Origin of the sequence: Vibrio sp. 10N.286.49.E11 (assembly GCF_041469505.1) — a bacterium.
Classification (GTDB): Bacteria; Pseudomonadota; Gammaproteobacteria; order Enterobacterales; family Vibrionaceae; genus Vibrio; species Vibrio crassostreae_C.
Map to the genome: position 1 here is coordinate 1 of NZ_JBFRKQ010000101.1, position 17164 is coordinate 17164.

Consider the following 17164-nt stretch of genomic DNA (forward strand, 5'->3'; position numbering starts at 1 on the left):
CTTAAGTGAACGGCATTAGCACGTGAGGTGCTCTTTTTGATCATGGTTTAAACGAGAAACTGATTGTCAGAATACTTGTTCATCATCGGCATCAATCGAAAGGTTGATTCTGTCTCTTACTTCGTCAACCTGCATATCCAAATGAATGGCATTGCAACACGCTGGACAATCATCATAGAAGTCTTGGCTACCATTAGATGCATCAAGCGTGATGTTAATACCGTGCCCACAATGCGGACAGGAGACATGTTTCTCTGTGTATTTATGCATGGCAAATTCTCCTCACTGTAACTGATACCAATCGTATTCGGTTATAAACAGCTGTAATTGGTATTAAACGGCCTGTATCTTCTGAATGCATGCTTCAGTGTGTGCTAAATATTCGCCGCCAAATTGATTGCAGTGGTTAAGAAGATGGTACAAGTTGTAAATGTCTTTCCGATCAGTATAGCCAACGTCGAGTGGATTGACGCTCTGGTAACCTTCATAAAACTCTTTAGGGAAACCTTCAAACAATTCAGTTAACGCCAAATCACACTCATGGTCCCCCCAGTAACAAGCAGGGTCGTAGCAAATTGGGCCAAACGCAGAGTTAGCAACATTGCCATTCCAAAGATCCCCATGAAGCAAAGAAGGGCGAGGGTTGTGGCCAGCAAGACGCATATTCACCACATCAACGATGTCATCGATATCACCAAACTCGATGCCTTTCTCTTTGAGCAGTTGCAGTTGGAAACCAATGCGTTGCTCAGAGAAAAAGCGACCCCATTTCTTATGCCAAGGGTTGGGTTGAAGTGTGCTGCCGATATAGTTGTCTTGGTCGCAACCAAACTCTTTTTGCTCGCCCCATTGATGAAGCCGCGCAAGCTGAACGCCGAAATCGAAGCTATTGTTGCCCGTCTCGAGCGGTTTGGTCGGCAAGTAATTCAGAATAATGAACGAGCACTCTTTGGTTTTGCCAATAAGCACCAACTCAGGAACGTAAACAGTGGAGGTTTCTCTTAACAAGCGTAAGTTCTCAGCTTCAATTTCAAACTTAGGTAAAAATTCTCGCTGATTCACTTTCACAAAGTAACGCTCATTACCATCGCTGATCATATAGCAATCGTTAATGTCGCCACCAGAAACCTTGGTACGTTCAGTAATCTGAAAGTTAAATAGAAGAGTATCTGAAAGTTGTTGAGAAATGGCCTGCCACATAGGAAATCCTCAAAGACTGAAAGTTAAAAAGATTGAAGGTTAGAAATACTGTTTGTTTAATAGCAATAGTTTAGGATAAATCTGAACAATTTATAGACGCACTCGTCAATGTTCTTAGCTCTTCTTCATCTTACGTAGAATCAATTGGCCGAATTGTGAACTCGAACTGATTCAAGCTCTTTGAAATACAAACATAAATTGAAAACCTGACGTGATGAAATAGTTTGGAACTGGTCTCACAATCGAAACGGTTTTGAACGCCACAAACTGGAAAAGAGGTTTGAGCTTGTTATTGTCTAGCGACTAAATCAAATGAGCTTTTAGAGTAAGTTGAAAGGGCTATTGTTAACTGGCGCAATACTTTGCTTCAAAGTTTGTCTTACACTTCTTTAGCGTGAATTTACTTATGTCGTAAGTAGGCAGGTATACCACATAAAGCTATATCGATTTAATTTTAAGCTGAAATACTAACTAGGATCATTTAAATGTGGTTTTGGGCAATAAAGTGATGACAAATAGCTTCATTTACATAGTATTAGGCAAGTACGTATTAATCTGCTCTAGAGCTTAAAACGGAGAATTATTGTGGTTGTAGAAACCGATGGCTATTTGGCTTTAATCGAGCACCTATCATTCAACCTTGATGTGTTTACCAATAGTAATGGTGATACTGGAAACGAAAGTGTCGAAGACATTGTTACCGACATGATTTCAACAAACATCATGGCTATTTTCGAGCAAAACCCAGAGTTGCATTCGAGCGTTCGTTTTCAACTTTTGAAAGAAGCAGATGCCGTCGTAGCGGATCTTGGTGAAGTATTAGCGGGTGTGTGGGCTAAGAAAGCGACTAACGAACAAATTGTATTCCTCGATGAGTACATCGCGTTAGTGAAGAACCTGTTTGATACTGCTGTTGCTAAATACGATTAACGGTTTGTTTGCTCATTTATCGTCGTAATTAATCAGCATAATAACAACGGGCGTTTAAGTCGTATCTTTCTAGAGTTACCTCGCTCAGCGGTTTATCTTTCGAACCGCTATAAACGCCTAAAGTGCCAAAACTTGGATGCCCAGTAAGGGTTATCTAACCTAGAAATAATCACACCTTTCGATGTCGAGGCATGTAGAAATTGGTTGTTTCCTAAATAAACGCCTACATGTCGCACCGTCATCGAAGTCTTGAAAAACACCAAGTCACCGCTTGTTGCCTGCCCATACGCAATTTCTTTTCCCTTTTTACTCTGGTCTTTTGTGGTTCTTGGTAGAGCTTGTTGAGTCGCATTTTGCACTGCGATTTGAACAAAAGCAGAGCAATCTATACCTCGAAATGAGGTCCCACCGAAATGGTATGGCACGCCTTTCCACTGTTCATACACGCTCATATAAGCGTTTGTAGTCAATTGTTCTGACTTTGATAGGGGTTTCTGTGCGGTTTGACTAAGCTGAGAAGGCGAAGGTGACGAGCTACAAGCAGCCAATGTTGCTAAAGTTATTGTAACTACAGCCATTTTTCTGATTTTCATATGTAACTCTTCTGACAAAAAACTGAAATAAAAACGTCATCAAGGACTTCTAGTATACGACCTAACTTAAGGATATCTCTTTTCGTAGTCAAACTGGATTTCACATGCCCGACACAAATTTATCAATAAAACCCTCACGTTATACATTCTCGCTCATTCAAACCGTCACTGCTGTATTTATTTCCATTCTTTTACTTGTTACTTTTTTATCAATGGTTAGCATTCGGGGCGTTGAACGGGTCGGGGGACATTTTGATGCACTCTCGGAACAAGCATTACCCCTTGCTCTACATAACGCCGAATTAACGCAAAGCGTATTAGAACAAGTAAAACTTCTCACTTACAGCACCCAATCAACCGACTTAGATACACTGAATGCCACAAGGGGCTCAATTGACCAACTCGCGACAGAGAGCAATACCACGCTAGAGGAACTTCTTTTTATTTCCCAATCTTTTCCTGATGCGATCTCTTTAGAGCAACAACAAATCCTTGTCGATGACATGGCGCAACTGCAAGCTATGACCAACACGGTACTGCTGGCGCAGATTGAGATTCAAAGTAAGCAAAATCTGATCGACAGTAAAATGGGCGAGTTCCGTTATGGCGTTGGATCTATCGGACCAGAAATGAATCGAATCAGCTCATTCTTGGTTGAAGACAACCCAGAAGCGAGCGATGCAGCGAACCGATTCACATCCAGTGCGTCTGCTATGGCGAACACCTTCTTGATGTTGATGATGCAACCTGACATTGATAAAGCACAAGACGAATACCGTCAATTGAGAAACCGAATCGCAGGCCTTAACTTGGCTTACAGCGATTTTGCCGATTGGCATCCAGACATCGTTGAGTTCGCGAGCTTGACGGCGCCTTACGAGATGGTGAAAGAAGGCTTTACCGAAGAAGGCGTGATCAAACAGATCCTCTTGAAACTCGAACTGGTTCAGCAGCAAGAGCAAAACTTAACGCAAGTCATTAACTTAGCGAACACCGTCATTAGCACATTGAATCAGCTGTCTTCCACCGCTTCCCACCTGATTGATGAAAGTGAACTGGTTGTAAATCAAACCATTACCAATATTGATCGTGTGTTGTTTATCAGCGGGCTAGTGATTGCCGTAATCATTGTGATTTCATGGTTCGTGTTACGCCGTTGGATGAATAAAGGGCTTAAAAACATAACTCAACAGTTGAGTTCACTGGCAGATCATGACTTCTCTAAACAGAGTGAATTACTGGGGCCGCTAGAGCTGCAAGTTATTACTTCAAAACTCAATACGGTCGTTGATTCAACCGCAGATTCGGTTCGTTTAGTAACGCGCAACTGTGAGACGCTTTATCAAACGGCAGAAGTAAGCCACGACGCTGCAGAGCAAACCAATTCGAGCTTGAACGAGCAGAACGAATCACTTCAGAATATGATCACCACCATTACGGAGCTGGAAGCATCGATTGGTGAGATTGCTCGTATCTCTAACGCATCGAACGACGATGCTCAAATAGCAGAAGATGAGTCAGTGAATGGCAGCCAAGTTGTTGGCCTTAACCAACAACGATTACAAGCGCTTGAGCACTCTCTTAGCATGAGTGAAGAGTCGATGGCTGACTTGGATGGTCGAGTGAAACAGATTCGTGAAATGGTCGACATGATCAGTGGTATCGCTGAAAACACCAACTTATTGGCACTGAACGCTGCGATAGAAGCGGCGCGAGCAGGTGAACAAGGTCGAGGTTTTGCGGTAGTTGCAGACGAAGTGCGTAAATTGGCGAGCGGCACATCCCAGCAAACCACCAATATTCGTAGCATGATGAACGAACTAGTAGCGGCAGCAGATCGCTCACGTGCTTCTGTAACGGAATCGAGAAGCGAGATGGCCAATGCACTGCAAACCAGTGGTGATGTAAGACAAGCCTTCGAGAAAATAGAATTTGCGGTTAGCCAGATCAAAGGGCGTGTTGAGCAAATCATGGTGGCTACCGAAGAACAAGCTCGTGCAACTGTCGATGTTACCCATTCAATCACTCGAGTATCTGAGCAGGGCGAGAATACTAAGCTGCAACTTGAATCTATGATCGAGAGTTCAGAGCAAGTCGGAGAGATAGCAGGGCACCAACAAGCCATGCTTCATAAGTACGTATTGAAGTAAGTGTGTAAACGTCGTCCGGAAGTGGGAATTGCCGCTGAAAGGTGAGAAGCTACGCATATAAAAATGGTGCAATCTCTTATGAGTTTGCGCCATTTTTTATTATTTTCTTGAGGCGTTAGGTCTTGTCTTTGGAATGAGGGAAGGAAGCGAATGGTTGGCGTAACATTAAATCTAGCCGTTGCTCTTTACCATCTTGAATCTCGGGAACACCAATATGCACCTTGTCATGACCAAGCTTGGGTTGGGCGCGGTAAGTCTTAAACCAGATGTCCCACACTGATAAAAAGAAGCCAAAGTTTGAGTGCGTTTCCTTAACAATGACCGAGTGATGAACGCGGTGCATGTCTGGTGTCACAATCACTTTTCTCAATCGTTTATCGAACCATAGCGGAAGACGTGCATTGCTATGGTTAAACATCGCGCTCGCATTAAGAACAATTTCAAAGATCACGACAGCAATGACAGGCACACCAAGTGCGATCACCAAACTCACCTTGATGAGCATTGAAAGAATCATCTCAATAGGGTGAAAGCGCGTTCCGGTTGTGACATCGATATCTAGATCCGCATGGTGGACTCGATGTAGCTTCCACAACCAAGGAACACGGTGAAACACCAAGTGCTGTAGGTAAATGGCACAATCCAAGAGCAATACACAGATCAGAATGGTCAATTCTTTCGGAAGTGACAGGGTATTGAACAGACCCCATTGGTTTTCTTGTGCGATAACCGCCGCTTGAAATGCTGCGATAGGAATTATAGTGGCCAATAGAAAGCTGTTCAAAGCGACTAACGCAAAGTTGTTTCCCCAGCGAAACCATTTGCTTTGAGTCAGTGCTTTACGTGGAAAACGGTATTCCCACAACGCACACAAAACAAAAGCGCTAATAAAGAAAACAAGGCGAAGCAGTGATGGGTCTTGCATGGGAATTCCTTCTATCATTCTAGGGACACTGTAAGTACAATCGTGCCACTTTTCTAGATTTATCGTTATTGTCCATGAGAATCCACGCTTTTCACCGTTTATATCAACACCGTTTGTCTCTTTCTACCAAGCCGTTTAACGCGCGCGGGTGTAAAGTGGTTCGATGTCAGTTCTGTAAAATCAAACAAGACAGCTGTATCTGTGAACATCAACCAGACGTAAATACGAACGTCGCGACCATGTTGATCTTATCGGACAATGAAATACTTAAGCCAAGTAATACCGGCCGTTTAATCCTTGATACCGTTAAAGACAGCTATGCCTACCTTTGGCACCGCACTGAACCGAATCAAGAGATGCTTGATGTGCTGAAAGACGATAAATATCAGCCTGTCGTGGTATTTCCTGAAGATTATACTGATGACAAATCACGCGTGGTTGCTGACCTTGGTGAGATGCGAGATTCGAACAAGACGTTGTTGCTGATCTTTATTGATGGTAGTTGGCGTGAAGCACGACGTATTTTCCGTCGTTCAGAGTATCTGCAAGACTTACCGGTGTTGTCGATCGAACCAGAATCGGTTTCGCAATACATGATGCGTAAGTCAGACAACGAACAACATCTCTCGACTGCAGAAGTAGCGAGCTTGGTTTTGAAACAGGCTGGTGAAGAGCAGGGCGCAAAGACTTTACAGCTGTGGTTTGAGACATTTCGTGAAAGCTACATGCTAAGTAAGACGCGTTATAAGTCCGATCCAACCAAACCAAGCCTGAACGCTTTCATAGAGCACACTAAAAATGAGACGTCACTCTAACCTTTAACCGCTTTGTGCTGACTTGTTGTTCAAACAGATTCGAACACGAGATAAGTTTGTTATCCATCACGGTTTGTAGGGGGAGTGTTATGGATAATGCGTCCTAGATGTTTAATTTGAAAAATTTATTTGCCCGAATTTAGGGAAAAATTGGAGAGATTTCATGTATTACGGCTTCGATGTTGGCGGCACAAAAATTGAATTTGGTGCGTTCAATGAAAAACTTGAGCGAGTAGCAACAGAACGCGTACCAACGCCTACTGAAGATTATCAACTGCTACTTGATACGATTGCCGGTTTGGTGAAGAAGTACGACAACGAATTTTCTTGCGAAGGTAAAATTGGTCTTGGTCTTCCTGGCATGGAAGATGCTGACGACGGCACAATGCTGGTTGTTAACGTGCCAGCTTCAACGGGAAAACCACTACGTAAAGACCTAGAAGCGCTTATTGGTCGTAGTGTAAAAATTGAAAATGATGCGAACTGTTTTGCGCTTTCAGAAGCGTGGGATGACGAGCTTAAAGACGAACCATCAGTAGCAGGCCTAATTCTAGGTACTGGTTTTGGTGGCGGTTTAGTTTACGAAGGAAAAGTGTTCTCTGGTCGTAACCACGTTGCTGGTGAGCTGGGCCATATGCGTCTTCCTATTGATGCTTGGTTCCACCTTGGCGACAACGCACCGTTACTAGGCTGTGGTTGTGGCAAGAAAGGTTGTCTAGACAGCTACCTATCAGGTCGTGGCTTTGAATTGATTTACGAGCACTACTTCGGTGAGAAGAAGAAAGCGATCGAGATCATTCAAGCGTACAACGAAGGTGAAGCAAAAGCGGCTGAGCACGTTGATCGTTTCATGGAGCTATTGGCTATCTGTTTCGCGAACCTGTTTACCGGTCTTGATCCACACGTAGTTGCATTGGGCGGCGGTCTTTCAAACTTCGAACTTATCTACGAAGAGATGCCAAAACGTATCCCTAAATACCTATTGTCTGTAGCGAAATGTCCAAAGATCATCAAAGCGAAGCATGGTGATTCAGGCGGCGTTCGTGGTGCTGCATTCCTTAACATTAAGTAGTCGTGACTTAAGTTAAGCTAGCTAAGGTTAGATAGTTAAAAGCATAAATAAAAATGCCGCAATCTCGAAAGAGGTTGCGGCATTTTTTATAGTTCAGTGTTTTCGTTTCTTTCGCTCTAAGAGCTTAACTACAAACGAAAAGCTAGAAGCGATATATCAAGAAAAGAACCAAGAGGGATTATTTTTTCTTTTTACCAACACCAAGGTTGTCTTTTTGCTTCAACGTAAGCTTAGTAAAGCCAAGCTTGCGGAAGTAGTTGTCTTGGTAGTTGCGAACCGCTTTAGTATCAGAAATCAACTCAAGCTGTTGCTCAGTTTTTAGATACTCAGAGATGTCGATGCCTTCAGCTGCAGCAACAGCTTCTTGGATCGTGCGGTGTTCTTGTTTTGAAAACAGTAACTCTTTGTCTTCGTCTTTGTAAGTGTACAGAATGGTACGAGCCATGGTGCTCTCCAATAGAATTATTACTTTGCGCGCACTCTACATAAAAACCGTACGTGGCTCAAGGTAATGGTAAGAAATCTTAAGATTATCGTTCTAAACGTTTAGCGTAATTTGAGCTATTTGTCTTTTAGGTAACGAACAGGTTGTTTTTCTCGAAACGAAAAGAACAAAAAGCCCCTTAGTATTGAAAAATCTATATAGGGGCTTCGTTTATGTTTTGGCGAAGATCTTCTAAGTCAATTAAAAAGCAGCTAAGTCAATTTAAGTGTTTGAGCTTTGAATCAAACGCGACCTTGCAGAGGAATGATCGTCACTGTCTCGCCAACTTTCACAGTATCAACTGCTGGAGATATTTCGATTAAGCAGTTCGCTTCACTCATTGAACGCAGAATACCTGAACCTTGCTTGCCCGTTGTTTTCACTTCAAGCACGCCAGATTCATTCATCGAGAACACACCACGGCTAAATTCAGTACGGCCTTGGCGTGAGCGCAGTTGTTCAGTTGCTACAGCATTTGCTTTCACTGGCGTCCAGTTCGTTTGACCTTGGAGCTTGCGGATCGCAGGCTCAACAAAGTTAATGAACGACACCATTACTGCAACTGGGTTACCCGGCAAACCAAAGAACGGTTTGTTTTCAATTTTACCGTAAGCCAGTGGGCGACCTGGACGCATGTTGATACGCCAGAAGTTGATTTGACCGAGCTTATCCAACGCAAGCTTGATGTAATCCGCATCACCAACAGACACACCACCAGAAGTCAAAACCATATCGGTTTCAAGCGACGCAGAATGCAGCACATCCATCATCTTCTGCTCATCATCTTCAATGATGCCGTAATCGACGATGTCACAGCCGAGCTTTTGAAGCATGCCGATAATAGTAAAACGATTTGAGTCATAGATAGAGTTTGGTTTTTGCTCGTGACCCGGCGCTTGAACTTCATCACCCGTAGAGAACACACCCACTTTCACTTTACGCAGAACAGGGCAGGTACCAAAACCTAACGACGCCATCATGCCCATTTCTGGCGCTTCAATGCGTGTGCCACGTGTAAAGACAGGTTGGCCGATTTCTAAATCTTCACCTGCCATACGGACATTTTGTCCAACCGAGATTTTAGCATCAGGGAAGCTAACTTTATCGCCATCTTGGACGGCTTGTTCACGCATCACGACAACATCAACGCCTTCTGGCATTGGTGCGCCGGTCATGATTTTAACGGCTTCACCTTGTTGCACGATTTGCTCGTAGCTGTGACCCGCCATGACTTCAGCAACGATGTTGTAACTGTCCAATTCTAGATCTTCACTACGAATTGCATAACCGTCCATTGCAGAGTTGGTATTCTGAGGAACGTTGATTGGCGAAATCACATCTTCAGCCAGCACGCGGCCGTAGCCTTGCAGTAATTCAACACTCTCTGTGAGATCGAGTGCGTCAATGCTATCAACAATCTTTTGTTGGCCTTGAGTAACGGTTAAACCTGCAGGAGAGAACGAATCACAACAAACAGCTGGCGCTGCGTCTTTTGAAGGTGAGCATGACACGGCTCTGCCTGTTGTAGAGACAAGGTCAAAGGACTGCGCGTAATCGATGATGAAATCACGAATCGCTTCTAAGTCGCTGATCGCCATTTGTGGCAGCTCTGATTCAACTTGGCTGTCTGCCGCGATAGCAATAATGTTGTTATCGTTTGGATATAACCAAGGTTTGCCCACTTCATCTCGGTGCAGTTCAATTTTAGGGAAGGCGATGTTCTTACAGCCTTCAACCAAAATCAGATCAAGCGTGTTGGTATCAAATCGAGTCAGTAGGTAATAAAAATCTGCTTCGGCTTCTGGTGTTTCTGTCATCATCACGTGACGATTACGAGAAGCAATCAACATTTGGTTCGCGCCCGCTTTACGTAAGCGGTAACTGTCTTTACCCGGCTTATCGACATCAAAATCGTGGTGAGCATGTTTTAACACGCCAACTTTTAAACCCGCATCAGTCAACAGAGGAAGCAGGGCTTCAAGTACGGTCGTTTTGCCTGTACCGCTATAAGCAGCAAAGCCCAATAAAGGAAGGTTAGGGCGTTGTTTAGAATCTTTCATTATTGAAGCGTTCCGAATTGGGTGAGTTCTTCTGGCGTGTTGAGATTAACAAAGCAGTTAGGAGAATCGCTGAAATCAACGTATTCGGTAACACACTCTTTGTATAGCAAGATGATTTTACGATCACCACGTTCCAAAAACGCTTCTAACTTTGGTAGAACACGTTTGTGGAATAGGGTGAATACAGGTTGCTTAAATTCGCCATCATGCGCGACAAGAATGTCGCTGTCTTCTTTAACTGCAGAACAAAAACGCTCAACAAGGTCGTCACTGATTTGTGGGCTGTCGCAAGGGACAAAGCCGACCCAGTCTGTACTCGCGTTTTTAAGGCCAGCATGAATGCCGCCCAATGGACCTGGATAGTCAGGGAAGGAATCGGAAACAACCGGAGCAAATGCTTGGTAACTGTCTAAGTTACGGTTGGCATTGATAGTGATGCTGACATCTTGCTGTGACAGCTTGTTTATAACGTATTGAATAAGCGGAGAACCGTTGAGCTCAACAAGTCCTTTATCTTTTCCGCCCATGCGGCTGGCCTGTCCGCCAGCCAAAATAACCCAACTAGTTTGCGTTGGAAGCAGCATAAATATTCTCTTGTGCTTTATCTTTCTGAATAACTTGCAGAAGCGGCGATTCGGTCAAAGTATTGTCTTTGATCCACCATTGCTTCTTACATAAGTCGGTTAACGCGTTAGTTTGGTGACTAGTGATGACTAAACTCGCGCCTCTTTGAAGAAGATCTTCGGCCATTATCACCAATCTTTCAATAGATTCTTTGTCTAAAGAGGCACTTGGTTCATCCATAAGCAAGATTGACGGCTTAAGAATCCAGGCTCGTGCCATTGCAACGCGTTGACGCTCACCACCAGACAACACAGAAATGTGTTCATCTGCCAAGGTTTCTAAACCTACCATTCTCAATGCATTAATTATTTGAGCTCGCTTATCTTTTTGGCTCTCTTTGTTAAAGCGAATGCCATAAGCGACATTTTGGTACACCGAACCATCAAAAAGATAGGGGGTTTGATGCAGGTAGATAATGTCTTTGAACTTGAGCCTAGGGAATAAGATCTGCTGCCAGCTTTGTGTCGGAGACTGAATGCGGCCAGAGCTGGGCTGAATCAATCCAGACAATATTTTAAGTAGGGTCGTTTTACCCACACCATTATCTCCTTTGAGATAAATGGCATCGTTGGGGCCGATCGACAATTCGGGAATATGGAACAAAACACGCTCTTTGTAGCGCATTGAAATTTGCTGCGTTGTTATTTTTATACTCATGACAGCGTTCCTAAGTTCTTAAATAGCCTTTTCCTCTCACACTGGAAAGGAAAAAGTTAAGGGCTAATGCCAATGCTAATAACACCATACCGAGGGCGACGCCTTGAGCAAATGCGCCTTTGTGGCTTTCCATGGCAATAGCTGTTGGGATGTTTCTTGTCATCCCCATAATGTTGCCACCTACCATCATTGAACAACCTACCTCTGTCACGATACGAGAGAAGGCAGCAATGGTTGCAGCCAACAGAGGAAAACGCGTTTCCCAAATCAAGGTACACGCCACGCGTGTTGTTGATACGCCAAGTGTGCGCGCTGTTTCTACCGCACGGCGGTCACTGGCCTGCAGAGCGCCATGCATCATCGCAACTAGGATAGGGAAACAGATCACCATTTGACCTAGAATCATCGCCTTTTGGGTGAACAGCAATTGCCAATCACCTAACGGGCCAGAGCGAGAAAGCATCATGTACATCAACAAACCGATAACCACAGTAGGGATCGCTTGCAGGGTGTTGATCACTGAAAGCAGAGCCCATTTCCCGGGGAACTCGGTATAAGCCAATAAGAAAGCCATAAGGATTGCAGGAACAATCACCAATGAGATGGCGGACAAAGATACGCTGAAGGATACCGCGACGATTTTCCACAATTCGTGGTCAAAGCTCACAAGTAGATTCATTGCATCAATCGTTGTTTGCCATAGGGTCATGAAGTATCTCGTGTAAATCGATAATAGGTTTTATCGGTAATGACTGATGTTAATCATAGCTGACCCAAACTATTTGAGTGTGTATTGGTCAGCGATTGCTCTTAAGCATGATTGTGTTTCTAAGCATGAATGTGTTGTTAAGCGTGAACGCTATTAAAGCGAGACAGCTTTATAGCGACCTGCTGTTAAACAAGATAGTTATTAAAGCGATATTGCTTAGGTGCTTCGTTAACTGTTTAGTTAAGCGTAGCGCTAATTGATTCGGGTTGAACCCTTAGCGCTACTTTTACTTACAGAAAACGACGGTTCACTTACAACAAACTATTCTGCGCTTGCAACAAACAGCTGTTTGCCATGCAGTTTAAAGTCGTTAATCAGTTTCTGACCTTTAGGGTTCACCAACCAATCACTGAATACTTTCGCTGCTTGGTAGTTAATGCTTGGGTAGCGCTCTGGGTTAACAAGGATTACTTGGTAAGGGTTGAATAGGTTCTTGTCACCTTGGAAAAGGATTTTAAGATCCAGTTTGTTTTGGTAAGCCAACCATGTGCCACGGTCTGTCATGGTGTAGCCTTGCATTTCAGACGCCATGTTCAGAGTAGGGCCCATACCTTGACCAACACTGCGGTAACCACCAAAATTTGGTTCAATTTTAGTTTGCGCCCAAATGCCCATCTCTTTCTTATGAGTACCAGAGTCGTCGCCACGAGACACAAACGTCACGTTATTAGTCGCGATCGCTTTGAACACATCTGCCACTGCTTTTTGAGATTCAATTTTTGCAGGGTCACTTTGAGGGCCCACAATCACAAAGTCGTTGTACATCAGCTTACGAGGTAAAACGCCGTAGCCTTTTTCTACGAAATTCGCTTCAGCTTTTGGTGCGTGAGTCATTACCAAATCAACATCACCATTTTCGCCCATGCGAAGTGATTTACCGGTACCCGCAGCTAGAACATCAACCTTGATACCAGAATCTTTTTCGAACTCAGGCAATAAGTAGTCCAGTAGACCAGAGTGATAAGTACTTGTGGTTGTCGCCAATTTGATATGGGTGGTGTCTTCCGCGCTGCTAGCCGTGTAACTGACGATAGATAGAGCTGCAATAGTTAGGGGAATTGCTTTCATTATTATTATGTCCATTCTGTTATAAATGAATGACATGCCTTCAGTTTTAAAGGGCTCAAAAAAGGGCATGTGCATAAGACGCTAATTGTTGTAATTAGAAATCTACACCTTATAAGCAATCTTAATGCCAATAAATCATGCATCAGATCTCATTAAATTGCTGTTATTTCGGACAAAACTGCGTCATTTAGCCCTCTAAAATGAATCAAAACATGAGCTAGGACAAAATGTCGCACATTGTCCCTGTTGGAGAAAAGGTTAATTGGTACACTCTGTCCCAACTTTTCTCACCGGCTAATCATTATGTCTTTACCTAGTTCATCTGCATCCAATCTCAACCCGAACACATTGACTCAGTATCAGGCCTTTTCCGTTTTGGTCGTCGATGATGAATTGGGTATGCAGGCTATCTTAAAGAAAGCACTAGGTAAGTTCTTTGGCAAGGTGTCGAGCGCAGGATCGGTTGAAGAGGCTGAAACGCTGCGTTCGAGCGAACATTTTGATCTGATTGTCCTTGATATCAACCTACCAGGCCGCTCTGGCATTGAGTGGGAAGAGGCGTTTAACGACAACGACAAACGCGCCGATGTGATTTTCATGACGGGTTATGCCGATCTAGAGATGACCATATCCGCGCTTAAGCTTGGTGCTTCAGATTTTATTCTTAAGCCGTTCAACCTCGAACAGATGATACAAGCGGTTCTGCGTTGTATGGATAAGCGACTCGACCAAAGAATGCAGTACGCGTTGAAGCGTGATGTGAGTCGTCATATCAAGACTGAACTGATTGGCAATTCAGACAAGACCAAACAACTTAAATTGCTGATCAGTCAATTTGCACCGTCTCGAGCGTCCGTCTTGATAGAAGGTGAGTCGGGTACCGGCAAAGAGCTGGTTGCTCGTGGTGTACATGAAGCCAGTAAACGCACAGGTCCATTTGTGCCAATCAACTGTGGTGCGATTGCTCCAGAGCTTCTAGAAAGTGAACTGTTTGGACATACATCAGGCGCATTTACTGGTGCGAAGAAAAACCGTGAAGGTCTTTTCCGAGTCGCAAGTGGTGGCACCTTGTTCCTTGATGAAATTGGTGAAATGCCACTGCCAATGCAAGCTGCATTGCTACGCGTGTTAGAGCAAAGAACCATTCGTCCAGTCGGTAGCGAAAAGGAAATTTCCGTTGACGTACGAGTGGTGGCGGCGACCAACCGAAATCTTCAAGAAGAGGTCGATAAAGGGCACTTCCGCCGCGATCTGTTCTACCGACTCAATGTACTTAAGATTGATGTGGTGCCATTGAGAGAGCGCCCGTCAGACCTGATTGAACTTGTTCCATACTTTACTCGTCTTTTATCGAGCGAGCTTGGCATGCCAGTTCCAAATTGGGCACATGAAGATATCTTGGCGTTGAACGAATACGAATGGCCGGGAAATATTCGTGAACTTAAAAACTTAGTCGAACGATGCATTCTTTTAGACAAGCCACCAGCACACTATTGGCGCGAGATTAATGGTGATCCTGTTCCCGCTAGCATTTCAGTGACGGTGTCACATGGTGCGGAAATGCCAAACTTGAATAATGCAGACGCTGCCGAGGGTTATCCAAACACTTGGACACTCAAAGAAGTAGAAAAATCTCATATAGAACAGCTGGTTAGTTTTCATGATGGCAATAAATCGGCAGCTGCAAGAGATCTTGGCGTCGCACGTAAAACGCTAGAGCGTAAGTACAAAGATTGGAACACAGAAGGCTCTGAATATGCCGATTAGACGTCGTTGGTGGTCAAAGTGGGCGTTCCGATTCAAAACCATGGTTCGCTACCGATTATTATTCCTAACATCAGCTCCGATCATTCTGACCTTGTGCGCGCTTGTGGCTATCACACTGTATTGGTCAATACATTACACGTGGCAGGGCGCTCTGATTGATGTTGATGAACGCTTGGATGTTGCCGATAACAGTATTCACCTGATCCAAAATCAGCAAGCATACAACGTTCGTGCGTTTGCCGAGTCTTATAACTTTCGAACCAAACTTGCGAGTGATCTTTCACACGAAGAGCTAACGCGCTGGGTGTCTGAGAACAAATCTCGCTATGAGCTCGATTTTCTGCGCTGGCGCAGTGTCGAGAGCATGGAAAAGAAACTCGAATATCTAAACTTAACTCACAAGCCTTCATTTTTCAGTGTCTTAAGCCGTAACGAACTCAATTATCTCGATCGTGACCTCGCTAAAAAAGCGGAAGTTCCGATGCTCAACGGGCAAGAGGTCGAGACTCGCGGATTGGTAAGCCGAACCGTTGTATCCATCAAAGATGAACATGATCATGTGATTGGTTTTCTGGATGGTGGGATCTTACTGAATAACAGTACTCAACTTGTTGACCAAATCAGTAACCTTATCTATCCACAACGAGAAGGTTTTAATCGTCATATAGGAACGGTCACGGTTTTCCTTGATGATCTTCGTGTTAGCACCAACGTGCCTTTGAGCAGTGAAGACAGTGTAGGGCGCGCCATTGGTACACGTGTTTCTCACGAGGTTCACTCGAAAGTCTTGAATGAAGGTAAAGAGTGGCTAGATCGAGCGTATGTTTACGATGCTTGGTACATCACAGCTTACCAACCAATCCATGACCAGTTTAATAATGTGATTGGTATGCTTTACACCGGTTATTTGATTTGGCCGCTGATAGAAACGTACTTGACCAACCTTGGCGAAATTAGCATTACCATTGTGTTGCTTCTGTTGGCATCCGGTTTGATCGTTCACCGTGGCGCACGTGATCTTTTCAACCCAATCGAACGCATTCATAAGGTCGTCAAGCTAGTCCAGATGGGGCAAGACAAGCGAATTGGTACGCTAGGTTTGGATGATCAACACGAACTGACACTGCTCGCTAAACAGTTCGATAAGATGTTGGATCTACTGCACGAGCGTAATCAAGAGATTCAACAAGCGGCGTCTGAACTAGAGTGCAAAGTGCATTCTCGTACCGCGAGTTTGAAAGAGAAAACTGAAGAACTTGAACTGCACATCAAGCTTCTCAATCAAGCCAGAGATAAGCTGGTGGTCAATGAAAAACTGGCCGCGTTAGGTGAATTAACGGCAGGTATTGCTCATGAGATCAATAACCCAACCGCCGTGATTCTTGGCAACGTTGAACTGATGAAGTTTGAACTGGGCGATGAAGTGAGCCGTGTAGATGAGGAAGTCCACGCGATCATGGAGCAGATTGACCGAATTCGAAATATCACACGAAGCCTGCTTCAATACAGCCGTCACGGCGGCGTACAAGACGAAATTACGTGGCAACATATCAACCCAATAGTGGATGAAAGTATTACGCTCGTAAAAACAGGTGCGAAGAAGAAAGGCATTGTGTACGTATCGCAGCTGAACGCTAAAACCTCAGTCGAGGTCAATCGAAACCAATTGCTACAGATTCTGGTTAACCTACAAATGAACGCGATTCATGCAATGGACGGTCAGGGCACGTTAACCATTTCGAGTGAAGACTGGGTTGAAAATGGTGTGTCTCATGGCGCTATCGTTCATGTTCAAGATGAAGGCTGCGGTATTAAGGAAGAACAACTGAAACGTATCTTCTCGCCTTTCTATACCACCAAACGAGATGGCACGGGCTTAGGGTTGTCAGTATCTCAGAGTATATTGAGCCAAACTGGCGGCGAGATCCGAGTTGAATCTGAGGTAGGTAAGGGAAGTTGCTTTAGTATCTATCTTCAACAGAAAGCGACACCTCAATTGCTTGTATCAAACCTATAAGTTCTAAGAACTCATACCAATCCGGAAAATTAA

The 17164-nt window shown here is 44.2% G+C and carries 16 protein-coding genes; 6 read left to right on the top strand and 10 right to left on the bottom strand.

The annotated features are described in order from the left end of the window. Nucleotides 1-66: 66 nt before the first annotated feature. On the bottom strand, nt 67-270 hold the full coding sequence (locus AB4167_RS20625) for a CPXCG motif-containing cysteine-rich protein (RefSeq protein ID WP_017059600.1): 204 nt from the start codon (nt 268-270) through the stop codon (nt 67-69). A 63-nt stretch (nt 271-333) separates the two neighbouring features. Beyond that, nucleotides 334-1200 carry a fructosamine kinase family protein gene (locus tag AB4167_RS20630; protein ID WP_017059601.1) on the bottom strand — a complete coding sequence of 289 codons (867 nt, stop codon included), beginning with the start codon at nt 1198-1200 and terminating at the stop codon, nt 334-336. A gap of 585 nt (nt 1201-1785) precedes the next feature. On the opposite strand from AB4167_RS20630, the gene AB4167_RS20635 reads away from it, so the two are divergent. Continuing rightward, entirely contained in the window at nt 1786-2130 is a 345-nt protein-coding gene (locus tag AB4167_RS20635; protein WP_010440912.1) for a DUF3802 family protein, read from the top strand. Nucleotides 2131-2237: 107 nt separating this feature from the next. Here the strand turns inward: AB4167_RS20635 and AB4167_RS20640 are convergent, their stop codons facing one another. Beyond that, nucleotides 2238-2723 (bottom strand): C40 family peptidase, encoded by a 486-nt coding sequence (locus AB4167_RS20640; RefSeq protein WP_017059602.1) that lies wholly within the window; start codon nt 2721-2723, stop codon nt 2238-2240. A 104-nt stretch (nt 2724-2827) separates the two neighbouring features. On the opposite strand from AB4167_RS20640, the gene AB4167_RS20645 reads away from it, so the two are divergent. After that, nucleotides 2828-4873 carry a methyl-accepting chemotaxis protein gene (locus AB4167_RS20645; RefSeq protein ID WP_372136962.1) on the top strand — a complete coding sequence of 682 codons (2046 nt, stop codon included), beginning with the start codon at nt 2828-2830 and terminating at the stop codon, nt 4871-4873. Between the two features lie 115 nt (nt 4874-4988). Here AB4167_RS20645 and AB4167_RS20650 read toward each other — a convergent pair whose 3' ends face one another. Further along, on the bottom strand, nt 4989-5798 hold the full coding sequence (locus AB4167_RS20650; RefSeq protein ID WP_372136963.1) for a sterol desaturase family protein: 810 nt from the start codon (nt 5796-5798) through the stop codon (nt 4989-4991). Nucleotides 5799-5866: 68 nt separating this feature from the next. Between AB4167_RS20650 and AB4167_RS20655 the strand changes: the two genes are divergently transcribed. Beyond that, nucleotides 5867-6613, top strand: coding sequence for a tRNA-uridine aminocarboxypropyltransferase (locus AB4167_RS20655; RefSeq protein ID WP_372117823.1), 747 nt, complete (start codon nt 5867-5869; stop codon nt 6611-6613). 163 nt (nt 6614-6776) lie between these two features. Continuing rightward, on the top strand, nt 6777-7685 hold the full coding sequence (gene nagK, locus AB4167_RS20660; RefSeq protein ID WP_050621335.1) for an N-acetylglucosamine kinase: 909 nt from the start codon (nt 6777-6779) through the stop codon (nt 7683-7685). Between the two features lie 178 nt (nt 7686-7863). Here the strand turns inward: nagK and AB4167_RS20665 are convergent, their stop codons facing one another. The 6 genes from AB4167_RS20665 to AB4167_RS20690 form a co-directional block, all read right to left on the bottom strand. Further along, nucleotides 7864-8130: a DUF2960 family protein gene (locus AB4167_RS20665; RefSeq protein WP_017063882.1), complete on the bottom strand. Its 267-nt coding sequence runs from the start codon at nt 8128-8130 to the stop codon at nt 7864-7866. Between the two features lie 281 nt (nt 8131-8411). Further along, nucleotides 8412-10229, bottom strand: a complete 1818-nt coding sequence (locus tag AB4167_RS20670) for a bifunctional molybdopterin-guanine dinucleotide biosynthesis adaptor protein MobB/molybdopterin molybdotransferase MoeA (RefSeq protein WP_372136964.1) — start codon at nt 10227-10229, stop codon at nt 8412-8414. Next, entirely contained in the window at nt 10229-10813 is a 585-nt protein-coding gene (gene mobA / locus AB4167_RS20675; protein WP_004733776.1) for a molybdenum cofactor guanylyltransferase MobA, read from the bottom strand. Before mobA ends, AB4167_RS20670 begins: the two co-directional genes overlap by 1 nt. Next, the gene (locus AB4167_RS20680; protein ID WP_004733775.1) at nt 10791-11510 is read right to left on the bottom strand and encodes an energy-coupling factor ABC transporter ATP-binding protein; all 720 of its coding nucleotides are present in this window, start codon (nt 11508-11510) and stop codon (nt 10791-10793) included. The genes mobA and AB4167_RS20680 overlap by 23 nt, the downstream gene beginning before the upstream one ends. A gap of 10 nt (nt 11511-11520) precedes the next feature. Then, nucleotides 11521-12219: an ABC transporter permease gene (locus AB4167_RS20685; protein WP_017067174.1), complete on the bottom strand. Its 699-nt coding sequence runs from the start codon at nt 12217-12219 to the stop codon at nt 11521-11523. Nucleotides 12220-12540: 321 nt separating this feature from the next. Next, nucleotides 12541-13347 (bottom strand): substrate-binding domain-containing protein, encoded by an 807-nt coding sequence (locus AB4167_RS20690; protein ID WP_017059611.1) that lies wholly within the window; start codon nt 13345-13347, stop codon nt 12541-12543. Between the two features lie 303 nt (nt 13348-13650). Here AB4167_RS20690 and AB4167_RS20695 point away from each other — a divergent pair, with 303 nt between their 5' ends. Then, complete coding sequence (locus AB4167_RS20695) at nt 13651-15114, top strand: sigma-54 dependent transcriptional regulator (RefSeq protein WP_029235435.1); 1464 nt, start codon at nt 13651-13653, stop codon at nt 15112-15114. Further along, nucleotides 15104-17131: a cache domain-containing protein gene (locus AB4167_RS20700; protein WP_017059613.1), complete on the top strand. Its 2028-nt coding sequence runs from the start codon at nt 15104-15106 to the stop codon at nt 17129-17131. The genes AB4167_RS20695 and AB4167_RS20700 overlap by 11 nt, the downstream gene beginning before the upstream one ends. Nucleotides 17132-17164 lie beyond the last annotated feature (33 nt).

What these genes read in the sequence shown, in the direction of transcription:
- AB4167_RS20625 (WP_017059600.1), bottom strand. Translation starts at nt 270, where the DNA reads ATGCATAAATACACAGAGAAACATGTCTCCTGTCCGCATTGTGGGCAC.
- AB4167_RS20630 (WP_017059601.1), bottom strand. Translation starts at nt 1,200, where the DNA reads ATGTGGCAGGCCATTTCTCAACAACTTTCAGATACTCTTCTATTTAAC.
- AB4167_RS20640 (WP_017059602.1), bottom strand. Translation starts at nt 2,723, where the DNA reads ATGAAAATCAGAAAAATGGCTGTAGTTACAATAACTTTAGCAACATTG.
- AB4167_RS20645 (WP_372136962.1), top strand. Translation starts at nt 2,828, where the DNA reads ATGCCCGACACAAATTTATCAATAAAACCCTCACGTTATACATTCTCG.
- AB4167_RS20650 (WP_372136963.1), bottom strand. Translation starts at nt 5,798, where the DNA reads ATGCAAGACCCATCACTGCTTCGCCTTGTTTTCTTTATTAGCGCTTTT.
- nagK (WP_050621335.1), top strand. Translation starts at nt 6,777, where the DNA reads ATGTATTACGGCTTCGATGTTGGCGGCACAAAAATTGAATTTGGTGCG.
- AB4167_RS20665 (WP_017063882.1), bottom strand. Translation starts at nt 8,130, where the DNA reads ATGGCTCGTACCATTCTGTACACTTACAAAGACGAAGACAAAGAGTTA.
- AB4167_RS20670 (WP_372136964.1), bottom strand. Translation starts at nt 10,229, where the DNA reads ATGAAAGATTCTAAACAACGCCCTAACCTTCCTTTATTGGGCTTTGCT.
- mobA (WP_004733776.1), bottom strand. Translation starts at nt 10,813, where the DNA reads ATGCTGCTTCCAACGCAAACTAGTTGGGTTATTTTGGCTGGCGGACAG.
- AB4167_RS20680 (WP_004733775.1), bottom strand. Translation starts at nt 11,510, where the DNA reads ATGAGTATAAAAATAACAACGCAGCAAATTTCAATGCGCTACAAAGAG.
- AB4167_RS20685 (WP_017067174.1), bottom strand. Translation starts at nt 12,219, where the DNA reads ATGACCCTATGGCAAACAACGATTGATGCAATGAATCTACTTGTGAGC.
- AB4167_RS20690 (WP_017059611.1), bottom strand. Translation starts at nt 13,347, where the DNA reads ATGAAAGCAATTCCCCTAACTATTGCAGCTCTATCTATCGTCAGTTAC.
- AB4167_RS20695 (WP_029235435.1), top strand. Translation starts at nt 13,651, where the DNA reads ATGTCTTTACCTAGTTCATCTGCATCCAATCTCAACCCGAACACATTG.
- AB4167_RS20700 (WP_017059613.1), top strand. Translation starts at nt 15,104, where the DNA reads ATGCCGATTAGACGTCGTTGGTGGTCAAAGTGGGCGTTCCGATTCAAA.